This is a genomic window from Robiginitomaculum antarcticum DSM 21748, from assembly GCF_000365025.1.
Classification (GTDB): Bacteria; Pseudomonadota; Alphaproteobacteria; order Caulobacterales; family Maricaulaceae; genus Robiginitomaculum; species Robiginitomaculum antarcticum.
Window position 1 is genome coordinate 863105 of the sequence record NZ_KB823011.1, and the last position, 15441, is coordinate 878545.

Here is a 15441-nt window from a genome sequence, read left to right on the forward strand (position 1 = left end):
CCCCACTATTTTAAGACGAAGTAACGATAATCTTCTATAGCGTTGCCTTCTTCGTAGCGCATAAACAATGCCAGGGCCTGGTCGGGATAGTGTTCGGACAAATATTTTACATAGTCAAAGTCTTGATTGTTAAATCCTAATTTACGACCGGCATTATCTATAAATATAATTTGCGGGGGATCTGCAAGAAGTCTGTCCATCACCGCGTCAAGCTGGGCCCCTGCTACGCGGTCATGCTCCGCCGTTGGATACCGAACGGATGACGGTAGGAAATGCAAGACAGCCGCCTCGTCTACCCAAACCCCGCGGCCTGCGATCACAGCCGGATGGACATTACGCGGCGAGGTGACGAAGGCATAAACCCGGCGCGGCTCCCGCGAGGCCTTAATAGTTTGCGTCATAGCGGCCACAGTACGAATATCTTTTTCAGACCGGTGAATTTGATCTAAATGCACTTGTGTCGGGGAGATCGATACGATCATAAAGATAATTCCCAATATTACAGGATGCCATGATCTTTCCCGGCGCGCGGTAATATCGACGATAAGAATACCGCTCGCGATCAGAAGAAGCATATTTCCGGATAATATGTGATACATCCATCCTTTGGACTGCCATAGCGCGGCCAGATATGCGCCGATTGCGGCGATGACAAATGCCTTTACAAAGTCGTGAATGACGACGTTTCTTGTTCGTGCGAGAAGCACAGTAATGAGGGTAAGGATTACGGGCCCCGACATCCGGACCAAGCCCTTAATCGACACCTCGAATATCGGTACATTATATGCGGCGTAATTTGAAAGTACGCCGGGTAAAACGTGCGTCAAATAAGGGCGCGCAAACACCCATACTCCGGCTACATATGTCAGCCCGCAGATAAGCAGGATTATCATTTCTAAACGGAAGAGTTTTAACATTCCAATCCGCCGGGATTGTAGCCACAACTCCATACACAGCGGGATCGTAATAAAAAATGGTTTTTGAAACAGCCCAAAAGCCGCGAAAATAGCGGCGCTCACAATCAATTCGGTGGGTAGAGAGCGCCGTCCGGCCCGCGCAGCGCAAAGCAAAATATACGGCACTATAAGTATCACCATTATATGTTCGCGCTGTCCGAAATGATACCCCGCACCAAGAAGACCCACATAGGCCATCACCACAATCAGCCAATGAAGCAAATCTGCGCGATAGCCCTCAATACGCATAACGCGGCAACTAAGGTATAGGCTGATCGCCGTAAGAGTTAACACGAGCACGTTAAAAGCGCTGGCCAGCGATAGTCCCGCTTTGTGAAGCCAGATGGCGGGCTGATTGATAAGCCACGGCAGAGGCGGATTGACGTCGACAACGTCGCGTCCGAAAACGCCGCCGTCAAAAAGGCGCTCTGCACCGGTCAAAATCCATGCGACATCGTGATTGAGCGGCACATTAAAGCGGTACGCAGCACAAGCTGCAAAGATCAGACTTAAAAGCAATAGAGGCGTCAGCTTGTAGTCCAAAAATTTTGTCACGCGCGGCGAAAAACCCAGAATTTGGACAGAGTATAAGTGACCAAAGGGACTGAAAACACAACGACGAAGACCGCGATATAGAAAGGCAGCTCTAACCGCTCGGCAATAAGCCAGACAATGACTTGATTGAGAATGAGGCTCAGGATCGAGACCAATAAAAATTTAGGCGCAGCTTTCTTATGGGCGGCTCCGCTATCTTTAAATGTCCACATAAATTGACCCGCATAGGACGCGCACCACGCCACGCTAAACGCAAACAAATTGGCATTAAAGGGCGATACTAAAAACCCATAATGAAGCGAAAATGCCACGCCCATATGCACAATTGTGGCTATCACACCAACAATAATAAATTGAATAAGCTCAACGGTATGAGAATTGGAAGAGCCGCGCATTACATTACCCCGCATATGGTGAGGCTTTGGCAACCGCGACAAGAGAGACACCAAAAGGCATAGACACTTTGCCGACCCAATGGCGTTCACTGGCAAAAACCTTCTGCAAAATGGAATTTACGGCTTTTGTCGGCATCGTATCATCGGCACTGCCCGTCATACCAAATATTTTTTTAAGTGTGCGTATGCCGGCAATGACCGGAAACAACATGGTGTTGAAATAAGACATATAGGCCACATTATATCCGGCCTCTTCTAACACAGTCCTTAGGTTTTTACGCGTGTATCGCCGGAAATGATGGTGTGTTTCGTCATGCTTGCTCCACAAAAAGGGAAAGGCAGGAACTGTGATCACAATCGAGCCGTCCGGCCGCAAAGATTGGCGTAATGTTTTGAGGCTTTCAATATCTTCTTCAATATGCTCGACAACATCAAAGGCGACAATCAAATCAAACGGCTCGGCATAGTGGGGTGATTTTTGCGGCAATGTGCCCTGAGCAAGCGTATAGCTGCCTTTTTGGCGAGCCATAATGAGGGCGTCATCATCATGCTCAAAAGCTGTCACCTCACCGAATTGCGACAACATATGCAAGTTTCCGCCTGTCCCGCATCCCGCTTCTAATATCCGGGCATTGTCACCTAGTTTTAGCGTTGAAATCAGCGTCGTTAAAATATTACGCCGTGCGGCAAACCACCAATGTTTATCCTGCAATTCATCCATGCGGATATATACATCTTTATTCATGATGATCGCCTGCAATTCCGTGTGTTTCGCGCACGACATAAAGTGGCCGGTTGCGCACTTCGACATGAACCCGCCCCAGATATTCACCCAAAATTCCGGTCGCCATGATATTAACACCGCCTAAAAACAGAACAGCAACCATAAGCGACGGATAACCCGGCACATCCGGCCCTCCTATCAAGGTCTTCGCTACCATAAAGGCGGCATAGGCAAAGGAGCCCAGCGCAACTATAACGCCTAAATATGTCCAGATGCGCAGCGGCAATGTTGAACTGGCGGTAATGCCGTCCAAAGCGAAATTCCAGAGCTTCCAGTATTTCCATTTAGTCTGTCCGGCCGCGCGGGGCTGGCGCTCATATTCGATCTCGCTATGGGTAAAACCGACCCATGCAAACAAGCCTTTCATAAAACGCGTCCGTTCAGGGAGGCGGTTTATGACGTCGATCACCTTGTGGTCCAGCATACGAAAATCCCCGGTATTGTCGGGGATCGAAATGTCAGCCACCTTGTTATGAAGTCGGTAAAACATACCGGCTGTCTGGCGCTTAAACCAACTATCCGATTGGCGTGAGCTGCGCTTGGCTAGAACGACGTCATAGCCCTCCTGCTTTCGCGCCCACATAGCAGGAATAAGCTCCGGCGGATCCTGAAGATCAACATCCATCGGAACTACCGACTTACCAAGAGTGTGTTTCAGCCCTGCAGAGAGGGCGACATCCTTACCGAAATTTCGTGACAAACTCAAAACTTTGATACGCGGATTTTCGATCCGCCTTTTCATTATACTCGCCATCGTCATATCGGTTGACCCGTCATCGACGAAGATGATTTCGTAGTCTTGTGAAATGGTTTGCAGGACAGGCTCGACGCGATCGAGAAATAGCGTGATAGAGTCTTCTTCGTTCAGAACCGGAACAACGAGCGACAGATCGACCATCGGCACATCATCTTTGCGCCGTCCGGCAGTAATAACCGGCCCATTTTCGACCGGATGCAAATATTTCGTCTGTGTCATCTCACCCTCACCTGATTTCGGGCCTCTGTAAACGAACAGGGTTAAAACGGCGTTTATCGGAAAAATTAATTGAACATCCCCATCAGCATTATTTTTACCCTTTTCGTTTACCACTCCATGCAAACGCTGAGACGTTCAAACAAATGGATAGATAATGGTGAATATTGTACAGGCCGAATCACGGGGCGATATAAACAAATTTATACGCACCTTGCTCACCCGGCAGGACGCGCGCGGCATGGCGCTCGTGCTCAGCCTTCTCGGCATATGGTTAATACTTGCGCAAGGCATGGTTATTGCGTTTCCAGATGCCTACCGCGAAGGGCATTCTGCTTTCCCGTCTTATGCCAGTCACGCGGCGCGTAATGGCGGGCTGTTTATGGCGATATGCGGCCTGATCTGGCTCTGGCGGCAAGCCCAGCAAAGCGGCGAGATATCGCTAGTCAATCATATGAAACTTAAGTGGCATAGCCGCCAAGCCAGTCCCTATGCCTTCCCCATCAAGCTGGTCATTGCGCTTTTCAGTTTTGCGACGTTCATATTTGTCTACTCTACCGTTAAGACGCGTATCCCTGCGGTTCAGCCTTATGTGTGGGACGAGTTTTTTATGCGCCTCGACCGCGCATTCTTTCTAGGCAATGACCCGTGGACACTGTTTCGCTGGGTTTATGACGTTCCAATTGTCCTGCGTGTTATGGACTTTATTTACGATATTTGGGCAGTTATTCTGGTGGGGATCTGGGCGCTGTCATTCGTCACACGCCGCGCAGATGCCAGAGACCGTTACCGCGTACCGCTCGCGCTCATGCTGACATGGTTCATCGGCGGCAATGTGCTGGCCGTGATCTTTTCCTCGGCGGGACCATGTTATTATGGCGCCATTACGGGCCTGCCCGACCCTTATTCCGCCCAAATGGGCGCGTTGACCCTAATTGATGAGGTTTCGCCGCTTCGCGCGGTCAATTACCAGGATATTCTGTGGTCAGTCTATGAGAGCCCGTCTCTGGGTCTGGGCGGCATATCAGCCTTCCCCAGTATGCATTGCGCCACGTCGTTCCTCTTAGTGTTAATGGCGTGGAATAAACCGGTCTGGCGCGCCGCCGCACTTACCTTTTTCGGATTTATTTTTATCTCCAGTTTTGTTCTGGCCTGGCATTACGCCGTTGACGGTATTTTCGCCATCCCGATTGCGCTTCTGGGCTGGTGGCTTGCCGGCAAATTATCAGGCCTTATCGGCGCTACAGAGCCCGTCCGGCATAAGCTTATGGCATCATGACCAATCTCATCTATAGTCATGACCGCTCTATACGGGGCAAATGGCTATCGCCAATAACAGCCCCGTGGAAACTTATCTTATTTATGGTTTGCCTATTGGCATTATGGCATATTGGCGTGCAAATTCTTTACGGAACTGTGACGACGCCGACGGTCGAGGGCAGCGTAAGGGCCAAAAGCCTGGCCCTCAAAATGGCTATGCGCGCCGGTCTGTTTATGATGTTTTTCCTGTGCCTGCGGCTGATGCAATTTGCGCTGGGTTCCGGCGAAGGCAGCGTATTTATCAAGTTGCATGGTAAAGTCAAAGCCGATCCGGCGCGCCTGCTGCGGGCGCTCATAATGCTGGCCATCGGCGCGGCCACATTTGTCTGGTTACAAACAAATTTTATGGCGTCCAAAGTAATGATCCCGGAAATTCAGCCCTTCTATCTGGACACGCCGCTTCGCAATATCGACAAAGCACTGTTTTTCGGACACGATCCATACCGCGCTTTTCAATGGCTTTTTGACGTTCCGAATATCCTTAAACGCATTGACCAAGTCTATACATATTGGGCCGCTTTGATCGCAGGGACATGGGTTTATTGTTTTGTCAGCGAGCGTATGGAGCCGTCACGTCGCTATCAATATCTGCTTGCCATGATTTTGTTATGGCTTTTCGCCGGAACGATCGGGGCAATTCTGCTCTCTTCTGCTGGGCCGGTTTACTATGGTGAATTTACCGGCGATTACGCCGCTTATGCCCCGCTCATTGATCAGCTTTATGATTTCCATGGACAATATTATCTAGACGCGGTCAACACGCAGCAAATATTGCTGGAGATGTATTACACACCTCAAATGCGGTTTGGCGGGATTAGCGCCGCGCCGAGTTTGCATATCGCCTCCAGCCTGATGCTTCTGATTTTGTTTTGGAAGACCGCTATCGCCAGAGACCTTCTTATTCTCTTTAATATCGTGATTTATATCGGGTCAATTATTCTGGGCTGGCATTATGCTGTAGACGGATTAATCAGCATTCCAATCGTATTGGCCTGCTGGTACGTCTCCGCGTTCATCGTCAAAAAATTTATTAAGCCTGCTTATCTTTAAGCTAGGCGCTTTAACCGGACTGCCAAGGGGGCAATAATGGGCGCTGTCCGAAAACATTCATCCCAACCGATTATATTCGGATTGTTTACGCTCATCGCAGCGATATGGATAGCCATTCCGTTCTGGGGTATCACTAACCTGCCCCTAGCCGATTACGTCAACCATCTCGCCCGCTTTCATATCGTCTAAAATCTGGAGAGCAGCGCTTATCTCCAGCAATTCTACGAACGCCGTAGCGACGGGTATCAATATTGGGGTATTGCCACATTCGTTAAGATATTCGGCCCGTTAATAGGTCTGGAGGCCGCCGGTCGCGTCTTTGCTCTGGTTGCACTGATCACCTTCGCTATCGGCGGACTGTCCGTTGCCCGCGCCGCGCATGGCCGCCTTATTGCAGTCCATCTCGGCATTTTACTGTTCGTTTATTCAGCGATGGCCGGCTGGGGATTTGTAAATTTTATATTTTCAATGGGCCTGACTTTAATAGTTTTGGCGCTTTGGATACGTAGCGCGCACATGGACTGGAAAAAGCGCGTGCCGCTTTTTTGTCTTTAGCCTTAGCGCTAACCCCTTTGCATTTAATCGCCGTAACAATTTTGGGACTCCTGCTGGGGTTTTGGGAATTATTTCCGCTGATTAAAGCCCGTAAAATTGAACTCAAAGATGTCCGTACATTTCTGAGTATCGCGCTCATATTTATTTTGCCGGGCATTTATGTTTTCATGCAAGTCAGCGATACGCCCGGACTTACACTGACAGAATATGGGCTGCCGGGTCGAAAGATCAGTACGATTTGGGGCGCGATGTCTCTCTATCCGGACTTTACCATGCTGCGCCTGACGCTCGTTCCGCTCATTATATTGCTGATCATGTCGATATTGCGCTTGGTAGAATCTGACCCCAGGCTTATTTTTCTAGGACTTGTCATGATCGCCATTGGCGTTTTCATTCCAAAAACAATTCGCGGTATCGCCTTAGTAGATATCCGTTTTGCACCGATCGGGTTCATGTTGTTATTTGCCGCGATAAAATCCATTAAACGTCCGGTTTACATACCGTTTTTGATAATATTATTTATATCTCTCGGCGTTAAGGTGGGGATGACAAGGCAAATATTTACCCAAAACGACGCCCATATAGCCGAATTGCGCGCAGCCACAGACGTCGTGCCAATGGGCTCAAAAATATTTCCTGTCATGAATTATAATACAAATCCTAAAGTCCGCCTGCTTCCCTATCGCGGATATTACCATACCGCAGGATATTTTGTGACGGATCGCGACGGTCTTTTTCCGTCTTTATTTCCGATCATGGAAATCAAAGTCAAACCGGAGCATTCAGCCTATACCGTCGAGCACGGCAAGCCGGAACGCTTGGCCAATCTCGATACAGATCGACGCGCATCCTTTGCAAAAAATTGGCGTGAAGATTTTGATTATGTGCTGTTCATTCATTTTGGCAATGCTGACAAACCCATTACCGGAACGACAACGGTTCATTCCGGGAGTTGGTTCGACATTCGCAAAATTGACAAAGCCAATTAGCGCGGTAGCGCATCGCGCGCTGAGATCAGGCTCTCCATTTCTGCGGCGTATGCCGCCTTTCGGGACTTTTGCTCGGCCACCACAGCATCCGGCGCTTTGGCGAGAAAGCCTTCATTGGACAATTTGCGGTCAATTTTAGACAGCTCGCCTTCGATCTTGGCAATTTCCTTATCCATACGCGCGCGCTCGGCGTCAAAATCAACCAAACCTTCCAGCGGTATGGCAAAGGTTACGCCGTCGACAACGGTCTGCAATGCGGCCTGAGGCGCGCTTGCCGCAAGCTCGACGCGCTCAACGCGCGCCATGGGCGAGAGCTGCGGCGCATAGACGGATAAACGCGGATCAAGTTTACCCGACAGCATCAGAAGCGGCGCTTTCTTGGACGGCGGGATGTTCATATCCGCGCGCACAGAGCGGATATTGGTGATCAGAGTTTGCAGCCAGTCGAGTTCTTTGACAGCTTTTTTGTCGATTAAATCATTACTCAGTTTTGGCCACGACGCCATGATAAGCATGGTGTCACGATCTTTCGTGATTTCGCTCCATAGCTCCTCAGTAATAAAGGGCATGAAGGGATGCAGCAGTTTCAGAATTTGGTCTAGCACCCAGGCAAATGTCGCTTGCGTTTCAGTCTTCGCCGCGCCCGCATCCCTGGATAGGATCGGCTTGGACAATTCCAGATACCAGCTACAGAATGTGTCCCACGCAAATTTATAAATCGCATCGGAGGCATCGTTAAATCGGTAGGCTTCGATACAGCGCGAGACTTCTTTGGTGGTTTTTACCGTCTCAGAAATAATCCAATTATTGAGCGTAAGTGTCACCTCGGCCGGATCGAAACCAACTTGCGGAACGCAGCCATTCATCTGGCCGAAGGTGGCGGCAGACCATAATTTGGTACCAAAATTGCGGTAGCCAGCTATGCGCTCAACCGAGAGACGGATATTGCGCCCCTGCCCTGCCATGGCCGCGAGCGTGAAACGCAGCGCGTCCGCGCCGTAAGGCTCAAACCCGTCCGGATATTGTTTACGGGTGGACTTTTCTATTTGCGGCGCTTTGCGGGGATCTTTGAGGCCGCGCGTGCGCTTGGCAACCAGCTCGTCAATCGTCACGCCGTCAATAAGGTCGAGCGGGTCGAGCGTGTTACCGACGGATTTGGACATTTTCTTGCCCTGCTCGTCCAGTACCAGCGCGTGAATATAGACATCCTTGAACGGTACATCTTTCATGAAATACAGGCCCTGCATCATCATGCGCGCGACCCAAAAGAAGATAATATCAAAGGCGGTAATGAGCACGCTACCCGGATAAAAGCGCGCGAGTTCATCCGTTTTGTCCGGCCACCCCATTGTTGAGAATGGCCACAGGCCGGATGAAAACCATGTGTCGAGAACGTCGGGGTCTCGAGCAAGCTCAACATATTTTTTCAAGCCTTCATTATCGCCTGAAATACCGCACCGTACATATGAAGGTTGATCATTACTTAGGCGAACTTCTACGTCTTTACCGTAAAATTCCTTGGCCATTTCGAGAATAGTAAACTCATCTTTACCAACAAAGATTGGCAGATCAGAATGGATTACATCCGATCCACTTCCCCCTAAAAAAATATCAGCGGAACTACGCTTCAAATTCTCGACAGATTTAACTTCAGGCCCGTACCATGCCGGAATCTGGTGCCCCCACAAGAGTTGGCGTGAGATGCACCAGGGCTGAATATTATTCATCCAGTGATCGTAGGTCTTTTTCCAATTCTCCGGCACGAATTTGGTGCGGCCGTCATCAACCGCTTTTTGCGCGTCGACGGCGAGTTTTTCGGCGTCAACAAACCATTGATCCGTCAGCATCGGCTCGATGACCACGCCCGAGCGGTCGCCAAAAGGCTGCATAACTTTCTTGTCTTCAACCCTAATCAGCAAACCTTCAGCGTCAATATCAGCGACGACGGCTTTGCGCGCGACGAACCGATCCATGCCGACATATTTGGCGGGCATAATCTCGGATTCAATCATCTCGCCGCGCGTCCCCATGAGCGAATACATCGGAATATTATTACGCTTAGCCACGTCATAATCGTTAAAGTCATGCGCGCCGGTGATTTTCACGGCGCCGGAGCCGAAATCCATATCCGGATATTCGTCGGTAATAATCGGGATCAAGCGATGTGATAAGGGCAGACGCACCATCTTGCCAATAATCGGGGCGTAGCGTTCATCATCGGGATGCACCGCGACCGCGCCATCGCCCAGCATGGTCTCCGGGCGCGTTGTCGCAATAGAAATATAATCACGCTCTTCGGACAGAGTAATGTTCCCGTCCTCATCTTTTTCAACATAAGTGTAGGTTTGATCACCATCCAAAGGATATTTGAAATGCCAGAAAAAGCCGTCTTTTTCGATATTTTCGACTTCCAGATCGGAGATCGCGGTTTGGAAATGCGGGTCCCAATTGACGAGGCGCTTATCGCGGTAGATCAGTCCATCATTATACATGTCGACAAAAGCTTTAGTCACGGCCTCCGCCATTTTATCGCTTTTGTCTTCAGGATTGCCCAGCGTAAAGCGCTCTCGTGACCAGTCGCAACTCGCGCCAAGACGGCGAAGCTGCTGCGTGATATTCCCGCCGGACTCAGCCTTCCACGCCCAGACATGCTCTAAAAACTCATCGCGGCTCATATCTTTGCGGGCTTTGCCCTGCGCGGCGAGTTTACGCTCGACCACCATTTGAGTTGCAATACCGGCATGATCCGTGCCGGGCTGCCACAAAACATCTTTGCCCAACATACGGTTATAACGGATTAAAATATCCTGCAGCGTATTATTGACTGCGTGGCCCATATGCAGATTGCCCGTCACATTGGGCGGCGGGATAACAATCGAGAACGCCTCGCGCGATGTGTCCATACGCGGTTTGAACGCGCCGCTATCTTCCCAGATTTGATACAGCCGAGGCTCGGCAGTTTTCGGGGCAAAGGCTTTATCAAGCATAGTCACGTCCAGACATTAAATACGAAAAACCCCGCTGCGGTGAGCGGGGCCAAATTTGAGCTATATGTAATCCCGTAATTCGGGATTGAAAAGTCTTATTTCCCGCCTGAAATCCGTTTGATTTCTTTCGCCACAGCGCGGTCCACTATGGTTTTTAAATTCGCGTCGAGCCATTCCTGAAGCATGGGGCGCAGCGCCTCTTGCACCAAATCGCCAATGCGCGGACCGCGTTCGGCAAACACAGCTTTTTCTTCGACCACTTTGCCTAGAGAGGCAAAGGCGCTGGAGGTGTCTTCATATGTATCGCGGGAAGAAATGGCCTCACGGCCTTTGGCTGCGGACATATCGTCCTCCTGTTCATCATGAGTAGTCTGGTTATCCGATTCGCCATGCTTTGACGAGGTCGTCTCCGACGCAGAGTGAGAATCACGCTGGGTATCATTATCAATATCCTCAGCGTCATCCATGACAATTTCGTCAATCAAGGTGTCGAATACCTCATCGGCGGCGGAGTCGTCCGTATCGTAAAAATCGTCAGCAATATCTCCGGCTGCGGGTGCGACGGCGATGGCTGTGGCCAGAGGCGCGGTTCCGGTAACGTCACTGGCTGTCTGCGTCTCATCAGCCGCCTCCACATCGTCAGAGATGTCCAATACAGGCGCGCTTTGAACGCTTTGGGCGCGGGCCTGCGCCTCGCGTGTATCGGCCTGCAAGTCCGCAATCAGATCAGACAGTTCGTCAAAACCGACTTCGGTCCGTATCGGCTCCGGGCGAGAGTCTAGGGCGGCATCCGCATCAGATATTGCGGAAATGCCCGCCAAATCATCGTCTTCACCGTCCAGAATCGTATCCAGCAAGACCGTATCAATGTCATCATCACTTTTGGCGTGAACACTGTCATCATCGCGTTGGTCATGGTCATTGTCTTCGGTCAGATCCGCCATGAGCGATTTAACCAAATCGATATCGTCATCCTGAGACACGGCGGAGCCTGCCATATCCCGCTTACCCGATACTGTATCGGACGTTTCCATATCATCAGCATCAAAAATATCTAAAATATCGTGACCGTCATCAGACGCCGTATCTTCAAAGGTTACCGGCGGTGCTGACGGTTCAGAGACTGTGGACATTCCTGTGTCTTCTGCGGCCACGGAGTCTTCCATAATCAAGTCATTCAGCAAAGCGTCTAGATCATCATCTTCAGATTCTGAGAGTGCGTCCTTAGGCGCTTCGACAGGGTCGTCATCTTGTGCAGGCTCCGGCGCAGGCGTGATCGGCGCGTAGGCGTCCAAGGCGTCACTGATATCGGCATCGGCATCTTCGCCATCCATATCCAATATGTCGGTTAGATCCAATATATCCGTGGAGCCGGGTAGATCGGCCGTCGGTGTATCGCCCGCGCGCTGTATATCCGGTATTTCAAGCGCGGAGCGGAACTCAACATTGCCATCAGTCCCGGACTCGGCCAGATCATCAGTCAAATCAAACTCGACCATATCAAGAAGATCCTGGGTTGAATCATCATCGATTTCGATATCCATGATTCCCGTAAGGTCAAAAGGCTCAGGCTCAGAGAGAGCAGAGGGCGTTTCACTCACCACCAATTTGGGGGTGGCAGATGTCTGATCGCCTGCGGGACTTGATTCCCCCGGACTGTCATCGGCAATAATCTTGCGAATAGACGCAAGAATATCTTCCATAGACGGTTCACGCTCGCTTAGGTTTTCAGGCGTTTGCTCTGACATTTTGCTTTTAAGTCCCCGCTTGGCCACCCATCCCCGAGTCGGCCATTCGTAATTCATTAAGAATTAGAAGAACCCTTGCAGATTGTCCAGCGATTGCACGAATCAATTCACAGGAGAATCAGATGCTTACTCGTCTGTGGACGATTTGAAGACTGTTGGCAGCTTTATAGGGAAGGTGTCAAAGGCATCCTGAAGAGGTTTTAAAGGCTTATATGTCGAAACGTCTTCGAAATTTGCGGCCGGGTCATAGATAATGACCGGAAGAGATAAGGACAGCGCGTCAAAGCCGCCCATTAAATTTAAAAGCTGAAATTTTATAACCGACAAATTGCGCTCGGCTTGGGCGACAGACAGACGCGCATTAAGAACTTCTTGCTCCGCATTGAGAACATCCAGCGCGTCGCGCGTGCCAACCTCAAGTTCAATTTCCACGCCCTCAAATGCCACCTCTGCGGCTTCGACCTGCCGCCGCGCCGCGTTGAGAGACTGCTCGGCCGCAATTTTCTGTGCCCACAACGCCGTGACTTGCTCCCGCAGAGCGTCTTCGACATTGCGAAGCTCAAACTTGGCGCGGGTTTCGGAGGCGCTCGCCTGCCGGATACGCGAGCTAGTCAGACCGCCTGTGAATATCGGCACGGTAAGATTAAGCGTAAATCCTATTGCGTCCTGTCCGAGTATTGAAGAGTTTTGATCCACAGAGGTTTGGATAAAGGTTTGCGCAGATATGGTCGGCTTACCCGTCGCAGCAGCGACATCAATCCCGAAGCGCGCCGCGTCCTGCGTGTAGCGCGCCGCTTCTATCTGAGGATTATAGATCAGGGCTGTCTGTTCTGCCTGCTCCACCGTATCCGGCATAACGAAATCCGGTACAGGCTGGAGCTGCTCGGGCGGATGTCCGGTGGCGCGGATATAAGCTGCGCGGCTGGCTTGCAACTGGGCTTCAGCCTGAGCCAGTCCGATCTCGGCATTGGCCAGACGGGCGTCGGCCTGAGCAATATCAGTGCGGGTGCCGACTCCAACATCAAAGCGATCGCGCGCGGCGTCACTTTGGCGGGCGATAACCCGCACATTGTTCCGGCGAATAGCCGCAACTTTCTCGTCGCGGATTACATCTGCATAGGCGGTTGCGGCCTGTAACAATACGCTTTGCTCTGCATTGCGAAGTCCCTCGCGCGCAGCAAGAATCCCGTATTTAGCCTGCCCCTTCAGGCTACGAACGCGTCCACCCTGATAGAGCGGCTGCTGTCCGGTAATGGCAAAACTGCGCGGGACAAAAGCGTCTTTCGTCTCGCTGGAGCCGCCAAAAAAATTAGTTGAGCGGATAATAGATGATGTTGCGCCGACACTGGCTTGTGCGCTGGCCTGAAAACGCCCCTGGGCTTGCGCTTGAACAAAATTTTCGTCTGTTTCGCGGACGCGCGCGCGCTCGGCTTTAAGCTGTGGATGCTGTTGATAGGCCGAAGCCAGCGCCTCTTGAAGCGTCTCTGCGCCTGCCGGCAGAGCCGCAGCAACACTCAGTAGCGTTAGGGCCGAAAGACATGTCGCGTAGAACCGCACAATCTAAAGAACGAATTCCATGGCCGGTTCAAACCCGGGCAGAAGTGGAACGCTGGCATCAAAGGCGATGCGGTCGCCGATAGCATTTCCGGTCTTGGTATATAGCCGCGCCTGACCGACCGGGCCATAGGGCTGCACGACAACGAGACGGCCCCCGCTGGCCAGTTGGTCCAGCCAGGTTTTGGGAACCTCGTCTACGGCGCCGCCGACAAATATAACATTGAACGGCCCGTGTTCCGGCGCTCCGGATTTCAGATCACTTTGCACTACAGCAGCGTTAACGACATTTTGAGCCATAAGAAGATCGCTGGCGCGGTCAGCCATCTCTTCGGTTTCTTCAACTCCGACAACTGTATCAGCCAGATGGGATAGAACCGCCGCAGCGTAACCTCTGCCTGCCGCAATATTAAGCACAACATCCGTAGGTTTTATGTCGGCGAGGTGAACAAGCTTGGCAAAATCACGTGGACGCATCATAACCCGGCCCTCATCGGTGACGACATTCGTATCGCTATAGGCTAAAGCCTGTTTGGACGCCGGTAAAAAGGCCTCGCGCGGCACACGCCGCAACGCATTATGGATATCGGGGTCCGTTACATCATTAGTACGAACCTGCGAGTCGATCATATGTTCACGGGCCGCCGCATAATCGAACATTGTAAAGCTCCGGTCTGGCGCAGAATGCGCGGGGTCAATGGCGCGAGTCACGCCGATCTTGGCGGTCTATACCCCCGCAGGCGCGCAGCTTCAAACGATTTAGCCTGTGAATGGACAATATGCAGCGCCGTAATAACCGTGCGCCGCCGCTGTAATCACGTCGGAATTGGCCTAAAAAACCATTGTCGCGCCACGCAGCCTGCACTATACCGCGCCTCTTATGTGACGGCACCATGGCGGAGTGGTTACGCAGCGGATTGCAAATCCGTCCACCCCGGTTCGATTCCGGGTGGTGCCTCCATAAGTTTCTATAAAACTTAATTCAGTAACTAAGGTGCAAACTGCGGCATTAACAGCCTCTTAGGAGCGGGGGATTGCAAATCCGTCCACCCCGGTTCAATTCCGGGTGGTGCCTCCTTAAAATCCCCAGATATTCCATTGCGCTCAACTGTTACAAAATATTAATTACGACATTTGTCTTTTTTATGTTGACGTTACGACATCTGTCGTTTAAGCGAATGATATGAAAAAGAATAGAAAACCTTCCGCAGCCGAATCCGCCATATTAAATGTCTTATGGGCCAAGCAGCCCTGTAGCGTGAAAGAGATACATGATATCCTCAGCGCCACCAAAGATGTGGGTTACACGACGACCTTAAAACAGGTACAGCGGCTTCATAGCAAAGGTATGGTTGCGCGCAAGCCGGGCGAAGGCAAATCCTTCCTCTACAGCGCCGCCGTCAAAGAGGACGTAACCAAATCAGATTTGTTTGATCAATTCGTGGAAACCGCATTTAGCAATTCCGTATCCGAACTTGTGATGCATGCCTTAGGGAATGAAAAAACATCAGAAGCCGAGATCAATAAAATCAGAGCTTTTATCGCAAAATTGGATGAGCCCCAGACCTAAGCCGG

General features: G+C 51.0%; 13 protein-coding genes and 1 tRNA gene. 6 read left to right on the top strand and 8 right to left on the bottom strand.

From position 1 onward, the window contains the following. Window positions 1–5: 5 nt before the first annotated feature. Genes H142_RS0104160 through H142_RS0104175 form a run of 4 tightly spaced genes read right to left on the bottom strand, consistent with a single transcriptional unit; the run spans window position 6 to window position 3780 of the window. Window positions 6–1511 carry a hypothetical protein gene (locus H142_RS0104160; protein ID WP_017930843.1) on the bottom strand — a complete coding sequence of 502 codons (1506 nt, stop codon included), beginning with the start codon at window positions 1509–1511 and terminating at the stop codon, window positions 6–8. Then, window positions 1508–1906 carry a GtrA family protein gene (locus H142_RS0104165; protein WP_026147785.1) on the bottom strand — a complete coding sequence of 133 codons (399 nt, stop codon included), beginning with the start codon at window positions 1904–1906 and terminating at the stop codon, window positions 1508–1510. The genes H142_RS0104160 and H142_RS0104165 overlap by 4 nt, the downstream gene beginning before the upstream one ends. A 4-nt stretch (window positions 1907–1910) precedes the next feature. Then, complete coding sequence (locus H142_RS0104170) at window positions 1911–2651, bottom strand: class I SAM-dependent methyltransferase (RefSeq protein ID WP_017930845.1); 741 nt, start codon at window positions 2649–2651, stop codon at window positions 1911–1913. After that, window positions 2644–3780 (bottom strand): glycosyltransferase family 2 protein, encoded by a 1137-nt coding sequence (locus H142_RS0104175; protein WP_017930846.1) that lies wholly within the window; start codon window positions 3778–3780, stop codon window positions 2644–2646. Before H142_RS0104175 ends, H142_RS0104170 begins: the two co-directional genes overlap by 8 nt. A 40-nt stretch (window positions 3781–3820) precedes the next feature. Between H142_RS0104175 and H142_RS0104180 the strand changes: the two genes are divergently transcribed. The 4 genes from H142_RS0104180 (at window position 3821) to H142_RS0104205 (ending at window position 7577) form a co-directional block, all read left to right on the top strand. Further along, window positions 3821–4942, top strand: a complete 1122-nt coding sequence (locus H142_RS0104180; protein WP_017930847.1) for a phosphatase PAP2 family protein — start codon at window positions 3821–3823, stop codon at window positions 4940–4942. Beyond that, complete coding sequence (locus tag H142_RS0104185; RefSeq protein WP_017930848.1) at window positions 4939–6033, top strand: phosphatase PAP2 family protein; 1095 nt, start codon at window positions 4939–4941, stop codon at window positions 6031–6033. The genes H142_RS0104180 and H142_RS0104185 overlap by 4 nt, the downstream gene beginning before the upstream one ends. A gap of 36 nt (window positions 6034–6069) precedes the next feature. Further along, entirely contained in the window at window positions 6070–6222 is a 153-nt protein-coding gene (locus H142_RS16770) for a hypothetical protein (protein ID WP_156811882.1), read from the top strand. Between the two features lie 356 nt (window positions 6223–6578). Next, window positions 6579–7577: a hypothetical protein gene (locus H142_RS0104205; protein WP_033314797.1), complete on the top strand. Its 999-nt coding sequence runs from the start codon at window positions 6579–6581 to the stop codon at window positions 7575–7577. Here the strand turns inward: H142_RS0104205 and H142_RS16120 are convergent. From H142_RS16120 to H142_RS0104225, 4 genes are all read right to left on the bottom strand, one after another. Next, window positions 7574–10564, bottom strand: coding sequence for a valine--tRNA ligase (locus tag H142_RS16120; RefSeq protein ID WP_017930853.1), 2991 nt, complete (start codon window positions 10562–10564; stop codon window positions 7574–7576). The two genes, H142_RS0104205 and H142_RS16120, sit on opposite strands and share 4 nt — an antisense overlap. A 95-nt stretch (window positions 10565–10659) precedes the next feature. Continuing rightward, window positions 10660–12369 (bottom strand): DUF2497 domain-containing protein, encoded by a 1710-nt coding sequence (locus H142_RS0104215; protein ID WP_017930854.1) that lies wholly within the window; start codon window positions 12367–12369, stop codon window positions 10660–10662. Between the two features lie 69 nt (window positions 12370–12438). Next, window positions 12439–13869, bottom strand: a complete 1431-nt coding sequence (locus H142_RS14265; RefSeq protein ID WP_017930855.1) for a TolC family outer membrane protein — start codon at window positions 13867–13869, stop codon at window positions 12439–12441. 3 nt (window positions 13870–13872) lie between these two features. Beyond that, window positions 13873–14577 (bottom strand): protein-L-isoaspartate O-methyltransferase family protein, encoded by a 705-nt coding sequence (locus H142_RS0104225; RefSeq protein WP_233341569.1) that lies wholly within the window; start codon window positions 14575–14577, stop codon window positions 13873–13875. A 176-nt stretch (window positions 14578–14753) separates the two neighbouring features. On the opposite strand from H142_RS0104225, the gene H142_RS0104230 reads away from it, so the two are divergent. Both H142_RS0104230 and H142_RS0104235 read left to right on the top strand, forming a co-directional pair. Continuing rightward, window positions 14754–14827 (top strand) — tRNA-Cys (locus H142_RS0104230). Window positions 14828–15049: 222 nt separating this feature from the next. Next, window positions 15050–15436 carry a BlaI/MecI/CopY family transcriptional regulator gene (locus H142_RS0104235; protein ID WP_017930857.1) on the top strand — a complete coding sequence of 129 codons (387 nt, stop codon included), beginning with the start codon at window positions 15050–15052 and terminating at the stop codon, window positions 15434–15436. The last annotated feature ends 5 nt before the right edge of the window (window positions 15437–15441 follow it).